At 71.6% G+C, this 16,586-nt stretch carries 13 protein-coding genes; 7 read left to right on the top strand and 6 right to left on the bottom strand.

Features of this window, described 5'->3' with window-relative positions; translation table 11 throughout:
• The first annotated feature begins 7 nt into the window (after positions 1-7).
• Both ACQP2X_RS45095 and ACQP2X_RS45090 read left to right on the top strand, forming a co-directional pair.
• Positions 8-4,558, top strand: coding sequence for a PD-(D/E)XK nuclease family protein (locus ACQP2X_RS45095; protein ID WP_498692319.1), 4,551 nt, complete (start codon positions 8-10; stop codon positions 4,556-4,558).
• Positions 4,555-7,935, top strand: coding sequence for an ATP-dependent helicase (locus tag ACQP2X_RS45090; RefSeq protein ID WP_498692318.1), 3,381 nt, complete (start codon positions 4,555-4,557; stop codon positions 7,933-7,935). The genes ACQP2X_RS45095 and ACQP2X_RS45090 overlap by 4 nt, the downstream gene beginning before the upstream one ends.
• Here ACQP2X_RS45090 and ACQP2X_RS45085 read toward each other — a convergent pair.
• Complete coding sequence (locus tag ACQP2X_RS45085) at positions 7,916-8,338, bottom strand: pilus assembly protein CpaE (RefSeq protein ID WP_498692317.1); 423 nt, start codon at positions 8,336-8,338, stop codon at positions 7,916-7,918. The genes ACQP2X_RS45090 and ACQP2X_RS45085 overlap by 20 nt on opposite strands.
• A 223-nt stretch (positions 8,339-8,561) precedes the next feature.
• Here ACQP2X_RS45085 and cspE point away from each other — a divergent pair, with 223 nt between their 5' ends.
• Positions 8,562-8,765: a transcription antiterminator/RNA stability regulator CspE gene (gene cspE, locus ACQP2X_RS45080; RefSeq protein ID WP_015625344.1), complete on the top strand. Its 204-nt coding sequence runs from the start codon at positions 8,562-8,564 to the stop codon at positions 8,763-8,765.
• A gap of 87 nt (positions 8,766-8,852) precedes the next feature.
• On the opposite strand, the gene ACQP2X_RS45075 is transcribed toward cspE, so the two are convergent.
• The gene (locus ACQP2X_RS45075; RefSeq protein ID WP_498692316.1) at positions 8,853-9,566 is read right to left on the bottom strand and encodes a lysophospholipid acyltransferase family protein; all 714 of its coding nucleotides are present in this window, start codon (positions 9,564-9,566) and stop codon (positions 8,853-8,855) included.
• A gap of 108 nt (positions 9,567-9,674) precedes the next feature.
• Here ACQP2X_RS45075 and ACQP2X_RS45070 point away from each other — a divergent pair, with 108 nt between their 5' ends.
• Together ACQP2X_RS45070 and ACQP2X_RS45065 are read left to right on the top strand one after the other, a co-directional pair.
• The gene (locus ACQP2X_RS45070) at positions 9,675-9,848 is read left to right on the top strand and encodes a hypothetical protein (protein WP_498692315.1); all 174 of its coding nucleotides are present in this window, start codon (positions 9,675-9,677) and stop codon (positions 9,846-9,848) included.
• Positions 9,849-9,882: 34 nt separating this feature from the next.
• Positions 9,883-10,743, top strand: a complete 861-nt coding sequence (locus tag ACQP2X_RS45065) for a hypothetical protein (protein WP_498692314.1) — start codon at positions 9,883-9,885, stop codon at positions 10,741-10,743.
• Here the strand turns inward: ACQP2X_RS45065 and ACQP2X_RS45060 are convergent.
• The 4 genes from ACQP2X_RS45060 to ACQP2X_RS45045 are packed head-to-tail and all read right to left on the bottom strand — an operon-like array spanning position 10,730 to position 13,783.
• Positions 10,730-11,587: an ABC transporter permease gene (locus tag ACQP2X_RS45060; protein ID WP_498692313.1), complete on the bottom strand. Its 858-nt coding sequence runs from the start codon at positions 11,585-11,587 to the stop codon at positions 10,730-10,732. The two genes, ACQP2X_RS45065 and ACQP2X_RS45060, sit on opposite strands and share 14 nt — an antisense overlap.
• Positions 11,577-12,308 (bottom strand): ABC transporter ATP-binding protein, encoded by a 732-nt coding sequence (locus ACQP2X_RS45055; RefSeq protein ID WP_498692312.1) that lies wholly within the window; start codon positions 12,306-12,308, stop codon positions 11,577-11,579. The genes ACQP2X_RS45060 and ACQP2X_RS45055 overlap by 11 nt, the downstream gene beginning before the upstream one ends.
• Before the next feature lie 2 nt (positions 12,309-12,310).
• Complete coding sequence (locus ACQP2X_RS45050; RefSeq protein ID WP_498692311.1) at positions 12,311-13,372, bottom strand: ABC transporter substrate-binding protein; 1,062 nt, start codon at positions 13,370-13,372, stop codon at positions 12,311-12,313.
• A 12-nt stretch (positions 13,373-13,384) separates the two neighbouring features.
• Positions 13,385-13,783, bottom strand: a complete 399-nt coding sequence (locus ACQP2X_RS45045; protein ID WP_498692310.1) for an RrF2 family transcriptional regulator — start codon at positions 13,781-13,783, stop codon at positions 13,385-13,387.
• Between the two features lie 175 nt (positions 13,784-13,958).
• Here ACQP2X_RS45045 and ACQP2X_RS45040 point away from each other — a divergent pair, with 175 nt between their 5' ends.
• The gene (locus ACQP2X_RS45040; RefSeq protein WP_498692309.1) at positions 13,959-15,266 is read left to right on the top strand and encodes a M16 family metallopeptidase; all 1,308 of its coding nucleotides are present in this window, start codon (positions 13,959-13,961) and stop codon (positions 15,264-15,266) included.
• Positions 15,263-16,582: a M16 family metallopeptidase gene (locus ACQP2X_RS45035; protein ID WP_498692308.1), complete on the top strand. Its 1,320-nt coding sequence runs from the start codon at positions 15,263-15,265 to the stop codon at positions 16,580-16,582. The genes ACQP2X_RS45040 and ACQP2X_RS45035 overlap by 4 nt, the downstream gene beginning before the upstream one ends.
• Positions 16,583-16,586: the final 4 nt, after the last annotated feature.

Raw genomic sequence — 16,586 nt, 5'->3', positions numbered from 1 at the left:
TGATGCCGTGAGCACGCCGGCCTCCTCCGCCGCGGTGCGCCGTCCGGCGTACCGCCTCGTCCGGCGTCCCCCCACGGCGCCGCCCGAGATCCTTCAAGACCCCTTCCAGACGTACGTCACCTCGCACACCGACGGTCCTCTCCTGGTGGTCGGCGGCCCCGGCACGGGCAAGACGACCACGCTGGTCGAGTCGGTGGCGGCCCGGGTCGCCGAGGGCGCCGACCCCGAGACGATCCTGGTCCTCACGTTCGGCCGCCGGGGCTCGGCCGCCCTGCGCGACCGCATCGAGGCCCGGATAGCCGGCGACGAGGGCCGGATAGTTCACGAGCCCCTGGTGCGCACCTTCCACGCGTACGCCTTCGGCCTGCTCCGCCGGGCCGCCGCCGAGCGCGGCGAGCCCTCGCCGCGCCTGCTCACCGGCCCCGAGCAAGACCTGATCATCCGCGAGCTCCTCGAGGTGGCGGGCGACCCCGAGGCCCCCGACGCGATCGGCTGGCCCGAGTCGCTGCGGCCCGCGCTCCCGACGAAGGCCTTCGCCCAGCAGCTCCGAGACCTGATGCAGCGAGCCGCCGAGCGCGGCATAGGCCCGGCCGACCTGGCCCGCCTGGGCGAGCGCCTGGGCCGAGCCGACTGGCCGGCGGCGGCCCGCTTCCTGCGCGAATACGTGGCGGTCCTGGCCCTGCGCGACGTGACGACGAGAGGCTCGGCCGCGTACGACCCGGCCGAACTGGTCCGGGCGGCCAGCGGCTTGCTGCTGGACACGCCGGACCTGCTGGAGGCGGAGCGTCGCCGCCTCTCGTACGTCTACGTCGACGAGCTGGCCGACACCGACCCGGCCCAGATAGAGCTGCTGTCCCTGGTCGCCGGCGGCGGCAAGCCCCTGGTTGCGTTCGCCGACCCCGACGCGTCCATCTACGGCTTCCGGGGCGCCGACCCCGGCGTCGTCTCCAGCTTCCCGTCCCACTTCCGCACGGCCTCGGGCGCAGTGGCGGAAACCTTGACCCTCCACACGAACTTCCGGGCTCCGGCCCCGTTGCTGGGCGCGACCGCCCGGGTGGCCCGCCGCATGCGGGGCCCGATCAGTCACCGCCCCATGCACCCACCGGAGCCTCCCACCCCACCGACTCCTTCGCCGGAGTCCGACCCCTCGGCCTCACCCGTCCCCCCGCCGGATTCCGCAGTTTCGCCAGCGGAGCTTTCCCCTGAGTCCCGCGCCTCTTCGCGTGAGCCCTCCGCTCCCACTTCGCCCGAGTCCGCGATCTCGGCGGTGGGCGAACCCTCCTCGCTTCCCGCCGCCTTGAGCGAGCGATCAACTTCGGCTCCCACTTCGCCCGAGTCCGCGATCTCCGCGGCGGGTGAACCCTCCTCCCTTCCCGCCGCCTTGAGCGAGCGATCAACTTCGGCTCCCACTTCGCCCGAGTCCGCGATCTCCGCGGCGGGTGAACCCTCCTCCCTTCCCGCCGCCTTGAGCGAGCGATCAACTTCGGCTCCCACTTCGCCCGAGTCCGCGATCTCCGCGGAAGGCGAACCCTCCTCCCCTCCCGCCGCCTCGAACGAGCGATCAACTTCCGATTCGCACCAGCCGCCCGGAAATATCGCGACTTCCGCCAGCGAGTCGGCGTTGGCTGGGGTCGAGGCAGCGGCTGGGGTGACACCCGCCGGCGCTGAGGCAGCGGCTGGTGCTGAGGCAGGGGTGGGTGCTGAGGCAAGGGCGGGCGCGGGGCTGGGCGCAGACTCGGGTGCGGGTGCGGGTGCGGGTGCGGGTGCGGGTGCGGGTTCGGGTGCGGGTGCGGGTGCGGGTGCGGGTGCGGGTGCGGGTGGCGGTGGGCTTCGGGCCGGGGCGGTTGTCCGGATTTTTCGGGCGGCTACGGCGGAAGCGGCCTATGTCGCGCATGCGCTTCGGGAAGCTCATCTGCTGCAAGGGGTGCCCTGGTCGCGGATGGCCGTCGTGTTGAGGTCGACCTCTCTGCAGCTGCCTTCGTTGCAGCGGGCGCTGGCGGCGGCGGGCGTGCCTACCGTGACGCATGCCGAGGATCTGCCACTTCATCTTCAGCCGGCGGTGGCTCCCTTCCTTCTCCTTCTGCGGTGTGCGCTCTCTCCCGAAGCGCTGAACGAAGAGGCGGCGGTCGCCCTGCTGCACTCGCCGCTCGGTGGGGCCGATCCGTTGGCGGAGCGGCGGCTTCGGCAAGGGCTCCGGGCGCTGGCGCTCGCCGCCGGTGATCGGCGGCCGTCGGGGGAGCTGCTGGTCGACGCGGTGCGCGATCCGGCCGGGCTCGACATGGTGGAGCGGCGCTGGGCCCATCCGGCGCAGCAGGTGGCTCGGTTGCTGGCGACGGCGCGGGAGGCGGCCGCGGCGCCGGGGGCCACGGCCGAGCAGGTGCTGTGGACGGTGTGGAAGGCCAGCGGTCTGGCCGACCGGTGGTACGCCATGAGCACCCGCAACGGACCGGCCCCGGAGAACGCCGACGCGGGCCGGGCCCGGCAGTGGCGGGCCGAGGCGGCCGACCGCGATCTCGACTCGATGGTGGTGCTCTTCGACGCGGCGGCCCGGTTCGTCGACCGGCTGCCCGGCGCGCGCACCGAGGTGTTCCTCGATCACGTGCTGGCCCAGGATCTGCCGGCCGACTCGATCGCGCCGAGTGCCGACCGGGGTGAGGCCGTACGGCTTCTGACCGCCCACGCTGCCAAGGGCCTGGAGTGGGACGTCGTGGTGCTGGCCGGTGTTCAGGAGGGCATCTGGCCCGACCTGCGCCTGCGCGGCAGCCTGCTCGGCTCCGAGCGGCTGGTCGACTTCATCGCCGGCCGGGCCGCCTCGGGTGAGGCCGCTGTCGTCGGCCAGACGTCGGCCATGCTCGACGAGGAACGCCGGCTGTTCTATGTGGCCGCCACCCGGGCCCGCCGCAAGCTGATCGCCACCGCAGTGGCCTCGGCCGGCGTGGGCGGCTCCGAGGGGGAGGAGCAGCCCAGCCGCTTCCTCAGCGAGCTGGCCGAGCCCGAGCCGGGCCCCGAAGCCCCGCCCGCCGACCCCGACGACCCAGGCCCCACCGACCCCGGCCCCGACCCGTCCGACCCCGGCCCACCCGAGCCCGACCCCACCGACGCGGATAAGGACACGGACCCCGCCGATGTGGATAAGGACGCGGACCCCGCCGACGTGGACAAGGACGCGGACCCGGCCGACGTGGATGCGGACAAGGACGCGGACCCGCCCGGCGCGGATGTGGATAAGGACGCGGGCCCGGCCGACGTGGACAAGGACGCAGACCCGTGGGGCACCGCCGCGCCGGGTGAAGCCGCGCCCACGAAGGCCGAGGTCGCCGGAGAAGGGCTCGCGGCTGCGAGGGAGACACCCGAGGTCGCTGGGGCGGCGCCCAAGACCGTGGGGAACGCGTCCGAGGCTCGGATCGAGGAGGCGATTCTCTTCGGGCCGCGAGCTGATGTCGAGCCGGGCTACGAGACTCCGGGCGACGATGACGCGAGCGCGCCCGACCAGCCGGGCGACAGGCAGCCGGGCGACAGGCAGGCGGGCGACAGGCAGGCGGATGGCAAACAGGCGGACGAGCCCGGTGAGCTGACCATGGGCCGTACGCCCCGGGCTCTCACCCTGGCCGCCCTGGTGGCCGAGCTTCGTACGGTCGTGGTCGGCAGCAACCAGACGCCCAGCCGGCGGTGGGCCGCCGCGGCCGAGCTGGCCAAGCTTGCCCGAGCCGGGGTGCCGGGAGCCCATCCGGACGAGTGGTGGGGGCTGCGGCCCCTCTCCGACGACCGGCCCCTCGTCGATGACGGGGAACCGGTCAAGGTCACTCCCTCCTCGATGGAGAGCGCCCTGCGGTGCAGCCTCCGCTGGCTTCTGGAGCGCCATGGCGGCGCCGCCCCGGCCGGGCCCGCGCAAGGGGTCGGCAATCTTGTGCACGCCGCCGCCATGCTCGCCGAGAACGCCAACGCCGATCGGGAGAAGCTTGTCGAATATGTCAGCGCCCGCTTCGACGCCATCGAGCTCGCCGCCCGCTGGCTGGCCGGGCCCGAGCAGGAGCGGGCGCAGGGCATGGTCGACAAGCTGTTGCGCTGGCTGGCCTCCAATCCCCGGCGGCTTCTCGCCATCGAGCACGAGTTCACCGTGCGGCTCGAGGACGAGCGGCGGCCGATCGAGCTGACCGGGCGGGTCGACCGGCTCGAGATCGACGAGGACGGCCGGCTCGTCGTCATCGATCTCAAGACCGGTAAGACGACCGCCGTGTCCTCAGCCGATCTCGAGGAGCACGCCCAGCTCGCCGGCTATCAGACCGCCGTGCAGGCCGGCGCCTTCGGTGACTACGGCGACGAGAGCGGCGGCGCCGCCCTCGTGCAGCTTGGGCCGGGCAAGGAAGCCCGCGAGCAGATGCAGCTCCCGCTGGCCGACGCCGACGATCCCGAGTGGGCTCAGGCCATGGTCCGGCGTACGGCCGAGACGATGGCCGCCGCCACCTTCTCCGCCGTCGCCAACAGCCGGTGCCGGGTCTGCCCGGTCCGCACCAGTTGCCCCATCTCCGGCAAAGGCCGCCAAGTGGTAGAGCAGTGACCCAGCCGAGTCTTTTCGCCGACGAGCCGTCGGCGCCGCGCCGCCGGGCCGATGCCGGGCCCCGCTACACGCCGGACGAGCTGGCGCGGCTTCTGCGGCTGCACCGGCCCACCCCGGAGCAGGCCGAGATCATCTCGGCGCCCGTCGAGCCGCTGCTCGTGGTGGCCGGGGCCGGCTCCGGCAAGACCGAGACGATGGCGTCCCGGGTCGTCTGGCTGGTGGCCAACGGCTACGCCCATCCGGACGAGATCCTCGGCCTCACCTTCACCCGCAAGGCCGCCGGCGAGCTCGCCCACCGGGTCCGCACCCGGCTCGGCCAGCTCGTCCGCCGCCTCGGCCGGGACGACGCCCTGGCCGGCGAGGCCACCATCTCGACCTATCACTCGTACGCGGCCCGGGTCGTCACCGAGCACGGCCTGCGCGCCGGTTTCGAGCCGTCGGCCCGGCTGCTCACCGAGGCCGCCCGCTGGCAGATCGTCGACTCGCTGGTGCGGTCGTACACGGGCGAGATGACCGGCGTGAACCGGGCGCCGGGCACGGTGACCGACGACGTGCTGGCCCTCTCGGGCGAGCTGGCCGAGCATCTGGTCGCCCCGGACGAACTGGCCGCCTGGACCGGCCGGTTCTTCGCCGAGGTGCAGGAACTGCCCGGCCGTGTCTACAAGGACGTCGCCGACATGCTGGGCCGGCAGCGGCTGCGCCTCACCCTGCTTCCCCTCGTACGCCTCTACGAGCAACGCAAACTCGACCTCGAGGCGATGGACTTCGGCGATCAGATGGCCCGGGCCGCGATGGTGGCCCGCGACCATCCCGAGGTGGGCGAGATCGAGCGGGGACGCTTCAAGATCGTCCTGCTCGACGAGTACCAGGACACCAGCCACGCGCAGGTGACCATGTTGAACAACCTGTTCGGCGGTGGTCACCCGGTCACCGCGGTCGGCGACCCCTGCCAGTCCATCTACGGCTGGCGGGGCGCCTCGGCCGGCACGCTCGAGCGGTTCCCGTCCGAGTTCCCGCGCCGCGACGGCACCCGGGCCCGCATCCGGGCTCTGACCCGCAGCTGGCGCAACCGGCCGGAGATCCTCCAGGTCGCCAACGTGCTCTCCGAGCCGCTGCGGGCGTTCGGGGCGCGGGTCGAGGAGCTCCGGTCGGCGGCCCGCGTGGCCGACGTCGGCGGCCGCACCGTTTCCTGCGCCTTGCTGCCGACCTTCGCCGACGAGGCCGACTGGATCGCCGACTCGATGCTGCGGGCCTGGCAGATCGCGGCCGGCATGCCCGGCTCGCCGCCCGACGAGATCCCGATCGAGAAGCGCCCCACCAGCGCCGTCCTGGTGCGGGTGCGGAGCCAGATCGCGGCGATCGAGGAGGCGCTGCGCGATCGGGGGCTGCCGGTCGAGGTGGTCGGTCTGGGCGGGCTTCTGGACACCCCGGAGGTCCGCGACGTCGTGTGCACGATGCGGGTACTGGCCGATCCCACGGATGGTGCCTCGCTGCTCCGCCTGCTCACCGGCGCCCGCTGGCGGATCGGCCCGCGCGACCTGGTGGCCCTGCACCGGCGGGCCCGTCACCTGGCCGCGGCCCGGGCCGCCGTGGTGGCCGGGGCCGAACCGGACGACGTGGTCGGCGACCGCCTCGACGACGCCACGCTGGTCGAGGCGATGGCCGATCTGGGCGCGCCGCAGCTGTACTCGGCCGAGGGCTATGCGCGCCTCCAGGCGTACAGCCGGGAATTGAGTGCCTTGAGGCAGCGCCTGGACCAGCCGTTGCCCGATCTGGTCGCGGACATCGAGCGGACCGCCGGCCTGGACGTCGAGGTCGCCGTGCGCGGATGGGCGGCGGGCGACGCCGGTCTGGCCCGTGGACATCTGGACGCGCTCGGCGACACCGCCGCCCGCTACGCGGCCGAGACCGACGGGGGCACGCTGGCCGGGTTCCTGGCCTTCCTGGCCGCGGCCGAGGAGGAGGAGCGGGGCCTGGAGCCGGGCCAGGTCGACGTGGTCGAGGGGGCGGTGCAGATCCTCACCGCGCACGCCGCCAAGGGCCTGGAATGGGACGTGGTCTCGGTGGCCGGCCTGAGCCGTGGCGTGTGGCCGGGTCAGAGCCGCAACACCGACCACTACCTGATGGGTGTGGGCGTGCTGCCGTTCCCGCTGCGCGGCGACCGCGACGGCCTGCCCCGGCTCGACCTGTCCGGGGCGCTGGAGCAGAAGGACGCGGTCGGCGCGGTCACCGCGTTCGGCCGGGCCTGGCGGGAGCATGACGAGCGGGAGGAGCGCCGTCTGGCGTACGTCGCGGTGACCCGGCCCCGGCGGCTGCTGCTCTGCTCCGGCTATTGGTGGGGCGACGGCGTGAAGCGCCCGCGCGGCCCGTCGGTCTTCCTCGACGAGATCCGCGCGACCTGCGACGAGGGCGCCGGAGTGGTCGACGTCTGGACGCCGGAGCCGGCCGCGGGCGCCACGAACCCGGCCGACCAGCAGGACAAGCGGGTGGAGTGGCCGTCCGATCCGCTGGGCCGGCGCCGTCCGGCCATGGCGGCCGCGGCCGACCTGATCCGCCGGATGATCGCCCAGCCCGATCCGTCGGCCGCCGAGGCGTTCGTCGAGCTGGCCGAGCGGGAGCCGGAGATCCTGGCCCGGGCCGGGCTGGCGGCCGACCTGGCCGGCATGCCGGCCGACGGTCAGGACGACATCGAGCGCTGGCGTACCGAGGCCGATCTGCTGCTGGCCGAACGCGACGAGCGCGCCCGCCGGGACGGCCCGATCGAGGTGTCCCTGCCGGCCCATCTCTCCGTCTCGCAGCTGGTCGTGCTGCGCCGCGATCCGCAGGCGCTGGCCCGGTCGCTGCGCCGCCCGCTGCCGCCGCGGCCGATGCCGCACGCCCGGCGGGGCACGGCCTTCCATTCGTGGCTGGAGCAGCGGTTCGGCGCCGAGCGGCTGATCGACATCGACGAGCTGCCGGGCGCGGCCGACGACGACGCGGCGGCCGACGAGGAACTGGCCGCGCTGCAGGAGGCGTTCCTGGCCAGCGAGTGGGCCGACCGCACCCCGGTCGAGGTGGAGGTCCCGTTCGCCACCACGATCGCCGGTGTCGTCGTGCGCGGCCGGATGGACGCCGTCTTCGCCGAGTCGGCCAACCGTTACGACGTCATCGACTGGAAGACCGGCCGCCGGCCCGAAGGCGCGGACGCCGAGGCGGCGGCGATTCAGCTCGCGGCGTACCGGATCGCCTGGGCCTCGCTGGCCGGGGTGCCGGTCAACCGGGTCCGTGCCGCCTTCCATTACGTCCGCGAGCAGGTCACCGTGCGGCCGGTCGACCTGCTGAGCGCCGAGGAGCTGGCCGCCCTGGTCGAGCGGATCCCTACTCCAACGGGTGATTGAGGCCGGCCGCCGCCAAAAGATGGAGCAGGGCCGCGGCGTACGCCTCCTCGGCCGTCCCGCCCCGGAAGGGCCGCCGCTCGCCGAGCAGGTCGATCAGCGCCTCGTAGCCGTCGGCATCCCGGCTGAGCTGCTGGAACGTTCCGCCGAGGAGCTCGCGCAGCTGGTCCTCACGCGGCAGCCACACGGTCTCGTCCATCTCGACGTCGTCCAGGGCCCACTCGGTGGTCCCGTTGAAGCCGATCACCGGCCCCTCCGGCATCGAGTGCACCTCGATGGTCATGTTGCTCAGCACGAAGACCTCGTCGTCCAGGTTCCGGTCGGGGATGGCGAACCGGTCGCCCAGGGCCGGTTTCCAGGTCAGCCCGGCCTCCTTGAGCTGTCCCGCGAGTTGTACTCCGATCACCGGCAGTCCCCCTTCTTCGTGTTAGGCTCTCCGCGTTGTCAGTTTGGTTCCCAAGTACTCAGGAGCGCCTGTGGGGAAGTCTGCCCCAGGCGCTCTTTGTCGTAACCCGGGTTTCTCCGGTACGGGCGATCAGTACGGCGACACGAGACTCGCGAAGTGCGGGTCTTACTACCTCGTTCCCGTCCATAATGGCCGGGAACGATCGACCGTCGAGGAGACGAGCATGGTTACCGGCGTTGTGAAGTGGTTCAACGCGGACAAGGGCTTCGGGTTCATCACCCCGGACGACGGCGGCGCCGACGTCTTCGCCCACTTCTCCGCTATCCAGACTTCCGGCTACCGTTCGCTGGACGAGAACCAGCGGGTTGAGTTCGAGGTCACGCAGGGCCAGAAGGGCCCGCAGGCCGCGAACATCCGCCCGCTCTGATCTCTGTCCAGATCAGGTAGCAGGTAGAACGACAAGAACGGCGCCGCATCTCCCAGTCCGGGGTGCGGCGCCGTTTCGTTTCTCCGGCTAGACCGCCGCGGCCTCGGGCAGGGGCGCGGTGCCACCCAGGTGGGCCGGGAGCCACCAGCGGTCCTCCGGACCCGAGGGCTTGTCCGGGTACGCCCGCTGGGCCGCGTCAAGGAGCCCGCTGAGCCGCTCTTTGAGCGTCGCGGTCAGCGCGTCGGGCGAGACGCCCTTGGGCATCTCGATCGCCTGGCCGATCTTGATGATGATCGGCACGTGGCGCTTGCCCAGCTCCTTCTTGTGCCCCTTGGTCCACAGCCGCTGCGGGCCCCAGACGACCATCGGGATCAGCGGCACCTTGGCCGTGCGGGCCAGCCGGACCGCGCCCGACTTGAGCTCCTTGACGGTGAACGACTCGCTGATCGTCGCCTCGGGGAAGACGCCGACGATCTCACCGTCCTTCAGGGCCTGGGTCGCCTCGCGGAACGACGCGGCACCGGCGTCGCGGTCGACCGGGATGTGCCGCATGCCGCGCATCAGCGGCCCGCTGATCTTGTGGTCGAAGACGGACTTCTTGGCCATGAAACGGACCAGCCGTTTGGCCGGCTGGGCGCCGAGCCCGCAGAAGATGAAGTCGAGATAGCTCACGTGGTTGCTGGCGAGCACCGCCCCGCCCGTCTGCGGGATGTGCTCGGCTCCGTCCACCTGAATCTTCAGGTCGAGCGCGCGGAACCAGGCCTTTGCTGCCGCGACGACCGGGGGATACACGAGTTCCATGGCAAGACGGTAGCGGAACTCGCTGAATTTCTCCTGGGCCGGATGCAACGGAACGCCCCTATCGAGCGTCTAACCATTGTCTGGTCTTTTTCACTGGGAGGTGACGGCATGCGGGGTCCTTCGGCCCGCCGGGAGTTGGCGTTCGTGTGCGCCTTCGCCTCGGTGGGAGTCGCGCTGGTCCTCGCCGTGGCCTTCACTCCGTGGTATCCCGCTTTGTCCGACCCGGCCGGTGTCGCCCCCGCCGTGTGGCATCAGATGATGGGCCTCCTCGGGGGCGTCTAGGGCCCGTTCACGATCGTGGTGTTCACTGGGATTCATGTCCGACCAGACGTGGCAACGACCGGGCGGTGGTTTCGGCTCCGGTCTCGTCACGGGTGTGCCCTCGCAGCCGCCTCCACCGTCGGACCCTCAGCCCTCACGTGATGACAAAGGCCGGCAGAAGCGGCAGATCAGGATCTTCGCGGCGATCGCCGGCGCCATTCTCGCCATAGGTCTGACCATCCTGCTCGTGGTGGTGCTGTCCTCGGACACCAATCCGTTCCGCGATCAGGCCTCGGCGCCGACCGATGTCCGGCCGCCCCTGGCCCAGGCCTGCCCGGCGCCCAGCGAGTCGCCCAGCGCCGGGGCGACCCAGGCGCCGAGCGCCCCGCCGCCGGAGTCGGGCCGGCGCACGACCGACACCGAGGCCGGCATCTCGTACAAGGCGTACGGCGATCCCTGGGTTCCGTGGGACACCGTCTGGCGGGCCGGGACGCTCGAGGTGCCGTACAAGGTGGGCCAGCATTTCGTCACCGAGCAGTACAGCGGCGGGAGCTACCACGCCTCGATCCTGTCGGCCGCGGTGCCGGCGGCGGACAACGACGCGGTGACGCTCAACCTGGAGTGCGTGGGCCGTCAGGTGGCGGCGGACGTGCGGGCCGAGTACTACCCGCAACCGAACACGATGGACGCGATCCGCGACGAGCTGACCACGCTGGGCGGCCGTCCGGCCTGGGTGAGCGAGTTCCGCCTGCACTTCACGTCGCCCGGCCTGACCGCCACCGACGAGCTCTCGGCGGTGGCGGTCATCGACGTCGGAAAGACAACGGCCGCGGTCCTGTACGTCTCGATCCCCGGCACCCACAAACAGTTCGACTACGTGGTGGACGACGTCCTCAAGTCCGTCAGGCCTCTTTGAGGCCCCATCGCTTTCTCAACGCGTTGTCCACGACGTTGAAGAGGACGTCGATCAGGATTCCGATGATCAGGACGACGATGATGTAGCAGATGACCAGGCTCGAGTCGCTGAGGTCGCGGGCCTGCTGCATGCGTACGCCGATGGACAGAGCTCCCGGCACGATGACCAGCAGCTCGCCCGCCATCAGGCTGCGCCACGAGAACGCCCAGCCCTGCTTGAGGCCCGAGATGAACGACGGCAGCGACGCCGGCAGGATCAGGTGCCGGTATTTCGCGATGCCGCGCATCCCCAGCACCTGGCCCACCCGCAGCCACGTCCGCGGCACGTAGTCGATGCCGCTGATCAGGCCGTTGGCCACCGAGGGGGCCGCGCCCAGCACGACCACGAACAAGATGGCGCTCTCGCTGAGCTGGAAGAGCAGGATGGCCAGCGGGAACCACATGATCGACGGCATCGTCTGCAGGCCGGTGATCAGCGAGCCGATCGCCGCCCGCAGCGGGGCGAACTGGGAGACCAGCGCCCCGATCACCGTGCCGATGACCACGGCCAGCAGGAAGCCGGTGAAGGCCCGGGTCATCGTCACCCGGACGCCGTCCCAGAAGTCGGCCGTCGTGATCACCGTGCCGAGGTCGGTGAAGACCGTCTCGGGCGAGGGGAGCACGTAGATCGGCTTCCACTCGGCCCAGACCACGATCTGCCAGACCAGCAGCACGATGGCGATGGCCAGCAGCTTGGGCCAGGTGCTCTTCCAGATCCGCTTGCCGGCGTTGCCCTTCTGGCGCTTCGGGCCAAGCTCCAGCGCGTCCAGGCCGCTGACGGCCCGGTCCAGGGTTTCAGTTGCCATGACGGGCCACCTCCGCGCGCAGCCGATCGGTGATCTCGGCGGCCTGGCCGGAGACCTCGGGGGAGTCGATGCGCCGGGGGCGCTCGTGGGTGATCGCGTAGTCCTCGATCACCCGGCCCGGGCGGCTGCTCAGCAGGATGACCCGGTCGCCGAGCCGTACCGCCTCGCGCACGTTGTGCGTGACGAACAAGACGGTCAGCTCCCGCTCCCGCCAGATCCGCTCCAGCTCGTCGTGCAGGATGTCGCGGGTCATCGCGTCGAGCGCGCCGAACGGCTCGTCCATCAGCAGGACGTCGGCGTTCTGAGCCAGGGCGCGGGCCAGCGCGACGCGCTGGCGCATGCCACCCGACAGCTCGTGCGGCCGCTTGTCGCCGAAGCCCCGCAGCCGGACGACGTCCAGCAGCTCGTCGGCCCGCTGCCGGCGCTCGGCCCGGCCCGCGCCCTGCAGTCGCAGCGGCAGCTCGACGTTGGCCCGCACCGAGAGCCACGGGAACAGGGCCGCCTCCTGGAACATCAGCGAGACCTTGCGGTCGCCGATGTCCAGGGTCCCGCCGCTGACCCGGTCGAGCCCGGCCACGAGCGAGAGCAGAGTGCTCTTGCCGCAGCCGGACGCGCCGAGCAGGCAGACGAACTCACCCTTCTCGACGGTCAGCGAGACCTTGTCGAGGGCCAGGAGGTCGCCGTACTCCTTGGAGACGTTCTCCAGCTGAAGGACGCTCATGATCAGGCCGCGGAGTCGCTGACCTCGGGCTTACCGGCGGCCTTGAGCAGCTCGTTGAGCGGCCCGAGGTCGTAGATGCCCTTGAGGTCGACGGGCTTGAGCAGACCGACCTCCTCGGCGTGCTTCGCGCTGGTGTAGAGCGACGAGGCGACCGGGTCGGCGGTGAAGGTCAGGTTCTTGAACGAGGAGGCCAGCACCTCGTCCTTGAGCGGCTTGCCACTGAGCGCCTTGATCTGCTCGTTGGCCGCCTTCTGGGCGCCCGCGTTGTCCTTCTCGATCTCGTCGAGGGCCTGGAGGTGACCCTGGAGCAGCTTCTTCACGGTGGCCGGGTACTTCTTGAGGAAGTCCTGGGTGACGATCAGGTGGGTGGTGACGAACAGCCCGTTCGGCCACAGGTCCTTCTCGTTGACCAGCACCTTGCCCTTGGACTCGAGGACCAGGCGGCTCAGGTTGGGCTCGGGCACCCAGGCGCCGTCGATCGAGCCCTGCGCGAACGCCTGGAGCGCTGTCGCGTTGTCCTGCGGCAGCACGGAGACGTCGCCGCCGCCCTGGGTGTCGGCGTTGAGGCCGTTCTCCTTGAGCCAGGCGCGCAGCGCGACGTCCTGGGTGTTGCCGAGCTGCGGGGTGGCGATCTTCTTGCCCTTGAGGTCGGCCGGGCTGTTGATGCCCTCCTTGACCACCAGGCCGGCGCCGCCGGAGGTGCTGCCCGCGATGATCTTCAGGCCGCTGCCCTTGGACTGGGCCCAGCCGTTGATGGCCGGGTTGGGGCCGATGTACGTGGCGTCGATCGCCCCCGAGAAGAGCGCCTCGATGGCGGCCGGTCCGGCGTTGAACGTCTTGGTCTCGAGCTTGGTGCTGCCGAGCGCGCTCTGGAAGTAGCCCTTGTTGACGCCGATCAGCGCCGGGGCGTGGGTGATGTTCGGGAAGTAGCCGAGGCGGATGGCGCTCGCCTCCGCGGTGCTGCCGCCGGAGGCGCTGTCGTCGTCGCCGCAGGCGGCCAGCAGCGAGGCGGACAGCACGGCGGTGGCGGCGAGGGCAAGCGCACGTATGGTGCGGGAGCTCATGGCTCTCTACTCCTAGATGTTGTTGAGTTGGGCCAGGGTCCGGTGGTCGACGACGCCCTCGATGGCCTCCTCGACGGCGACCCAGACGTCGCGCAGCCCGATGGCCGCGCCGCGGTAGGTCGTGGTGCCGGTGGGCAGTCCGCGCACGGTGGTCAGCGCCCCGCCGACCGCGCGGACGACGTCGCCCACTGTGATCTCGGTCGCCGGCCGGGCCAGCGCGTATCCGCCGTCGACGCCGCGGTGGCTGTGCAGCAGCCCGGAGCGGCGCAGGTCGAGCAGGATGCCTTGCAGGAAGCTGAGCGGAATGTCCTGGGCCGCGGCCAGCGAGGCGGCCTTGACCAGCCGCGGATGCTCAGCGGCGACGGCGAGCATCGCCCGGACGGCGTAGTCGGTGCGTGCCGAGACGTACACGGTTCCCCCTGACCGTCCGTGCCATTGTCTGTCTAACCTATCTAGCGGATAGGAATAATGGCCTAAGTAGAGATTGGGGTCAAGCCCCGTGCCGGGCACTGTCCGGATGACGGGATGCGATCGCTCGGTGACCGGCCGCCGCCACAGTGGCCGCCGAAGGCGCTAATGTCATTTTGTGGCGCGCAGAATCAAGATCCCCGCGACGAAATATCCGGTCGAGCGATTCACCCTGGACAACGGTTTGCGGGTGGTGCTGACTCCCGATCGCAGCGCCCCGGTCGTCGGTGTCGCGGTCGTCTACGACGTCGGCATCCGCTCCGAGCCCGAGGGCCGCACCGGCTTCGCCCATCTCTTCGAGCACCTGATGTTCCAGGGCTCGGAAAACCTGGAGAAGCTGGCCCACTTCCGGCATGTGCAGGGCGCCGGCGGCACCTTCAACGGCTCGACCCACCTCGACTTCACCGACTACTTCGAGGTGCTGCCGTCGGGCGCGCTCGAGCGGGCCCTCTTCCTCGAGGCCGACCGCATGCGCGGGCCCCGGCTCACCGAGGAAAATCTGCTCAACCAGATCGACGTGGTCAAGGAGGAGATCCGGGTCAACGTGCTGAACCGGCCGTACGGCGGGTTCCCGTGGCTGCGCCTGCCCCCGGTGATGTTCGAGACCTTCGCCAACGCCCATGACGGCTACGGCTCGTTCGGCGATCTCGACAGCGCCACCGTCGAGGACGCGCAGAACTTCTTCGACCGCTACTACGCGTGCGGCAACGCGACGCTCGCGGTGGCCGGCGACTTCGACGTGGCCAAGGCCACCGAGATGATCAAGCGGCACTTCGGTGACGTGCCGGCCCGCCCGGCGCCGGAGCGGCCCGACTTCGACGAGCCCGACCTCGACGGTGAGCGCCGCGACTCGTACACCGACAAGCTCGCCCCGCTGCCCGGCGTGGCCAGCGCCTGGCGGGTCCCCGACCCGATCAACGCGTTCCGCGACTACCTGCCGTTCGTGGTGCTGGCCGAGGTGCTCACCGACGGTGACGCGTCCCGGCTGGTCGAGCGCCTGGTGCAGCGCGACCGCACGGTGACGAGCATCGGCGGCTACATCGGCTTCATGGGCGACGAGTTCCAGGTCCGCAACCCCACCGCGCTGCTGTTGCAGGCGCACATGCCGCCCGGCGGCGACGCGGAAAAGGTGCTGCGCACGGTCGACGAGGAGCTCGACCGGCTGGCCGCCGACGGTCTGCGGCCGGGCGAGCTGGAGCGCACCCAGGCCCGCATCGCCACCCACCTGCTGCGCGACACCGACGCGGTGCTCGGCCGGGCGCTGCCGATGGCCGTGCTCGAGCTCCAGCGCGGCCGTCCCGAGATGCTCAACGAGCTGCCCAAGCTGGTCGGCGAGGTGACCGAGGCGCAGATCGTCGCCGCCGCGGCCACCCTGCGCCCCGAACGTCGCGCCACCGTCGAGGTCCTCCCGGGAGCCACCACATGAGTTCGAAAGCCCTGCCCGACCTGATTCCCGACGCCAAGCTCAAGCTGCCGCGTGAGGCCGAGCGCACGATCGCCGGCGGGCTGACCGTGATCGCCATCCGGCGGCCGGCGGTTCCGCTGGTCGAGCTGCGGCTGCGGGTGCCGTTCGGCAAGACGCCGCTGCCCCGGGCCACCCTGCTGTCGCAGGCGCTGTTCACCGGCACCAGCGAGATGACCAGCGTCGACATCGCGGCCGAGCTCCAGGCCGTCGGCGGCGGCCTCTCGGCCGGCCTCGACCCCGACAAGTTGCTGATCAGCGGCAACTCACTGGCCGCGGGGCTCGACCGGATGCTGGAGATCCTGGCCGCGGTGCTGACCGACCCGGGCTATCCCAACGAGGAGGTCGCCACCGAGCGCGAGCGCCTCGTCGACCACATCCAGGTCGCGCAGAGCCAGCCCGCCCATCTGGCCCGCACCGCCCTGCTCAAGCGGATCTACGGCAAGCACCCGTACGCCGTGCAGACCCCCGAGCCCGAGCAGGTCCGCTCGGTCCGCCCGGCGCAGCTGCGCGCGCTGCACGCCGACCGGGTCCGTCCCGAGGGCGCCGTGCTGGTGCTGGTCGGCGACATCAACCCGGAAAAGGCGATCGACGCCGCCGAGAAGGCGCTCGGCAGCTGGACCGGCCCGGCCAAGGACGGCACGATCCCGCCCACCCCGCCGCTGGAGCCGGGTCCGCTGCTGCTGGTCGACCGGCCCGGCGCGGTGCAGTCGTCGCTGCGCATGGCGCTGCCGGCGCTGGAGCGCACCGACCCCGACTACGCCGCCCTCCAGCTGGCCAACCTGGTCTTCGGTGGCTACTTCTCGTCGCGCTGGGTCGAGAACATCCGCGAGGACAAGGGATATACCTACGGCCCGCACACCGGCATCGAGCACTTCGCGGCCGGCTCGGCCCTGATGGTGGCGGCCGAGGTGGCCACCGAGGTGACCGGCCCGTCGCTGCTCGAGACCCTCTACGAGCTGGGCCGCATCGCCAGCCTGCCGCCCGGCGAGGACGAGCTGGAGCAGGCCCGCCGCTACGCCCTGGGCACGCTGCGGCTGGGCATGTCCACCCAGGCCGGTCTGGCCGGCCTGGCCAGCATGTACGCCGGCATCGGTCTGCGCCTGGACCATCTGCGCGACTACACGGCGGCCCTGGCCTCGGCGACCCGCGAGCAGGTGGCCGACGTGGCCTCCCGGTTCCTCGCGCCGTCCAAGGCGGTCACCGTCGTGCTCGGCGACGCCGACAAGGTCGAGGGCCAGCTGTCCGTGCTCACGACCGTGGAACGCGGCGCCGAGTGAGCGC

The organism is Actinoplanes sp. CA-131856, from assembly GCF_050956135.1.
Lineage (GTDB): Bacteria > Actinomycetota > Actinomycetes > Mycobacteriales > Micromonosporaceae > Actinoplanes.
Note: the sequence above shows the minus strand (reverse complement) of the source record. Positions and strands in the feature narration are given on the sequence as shown.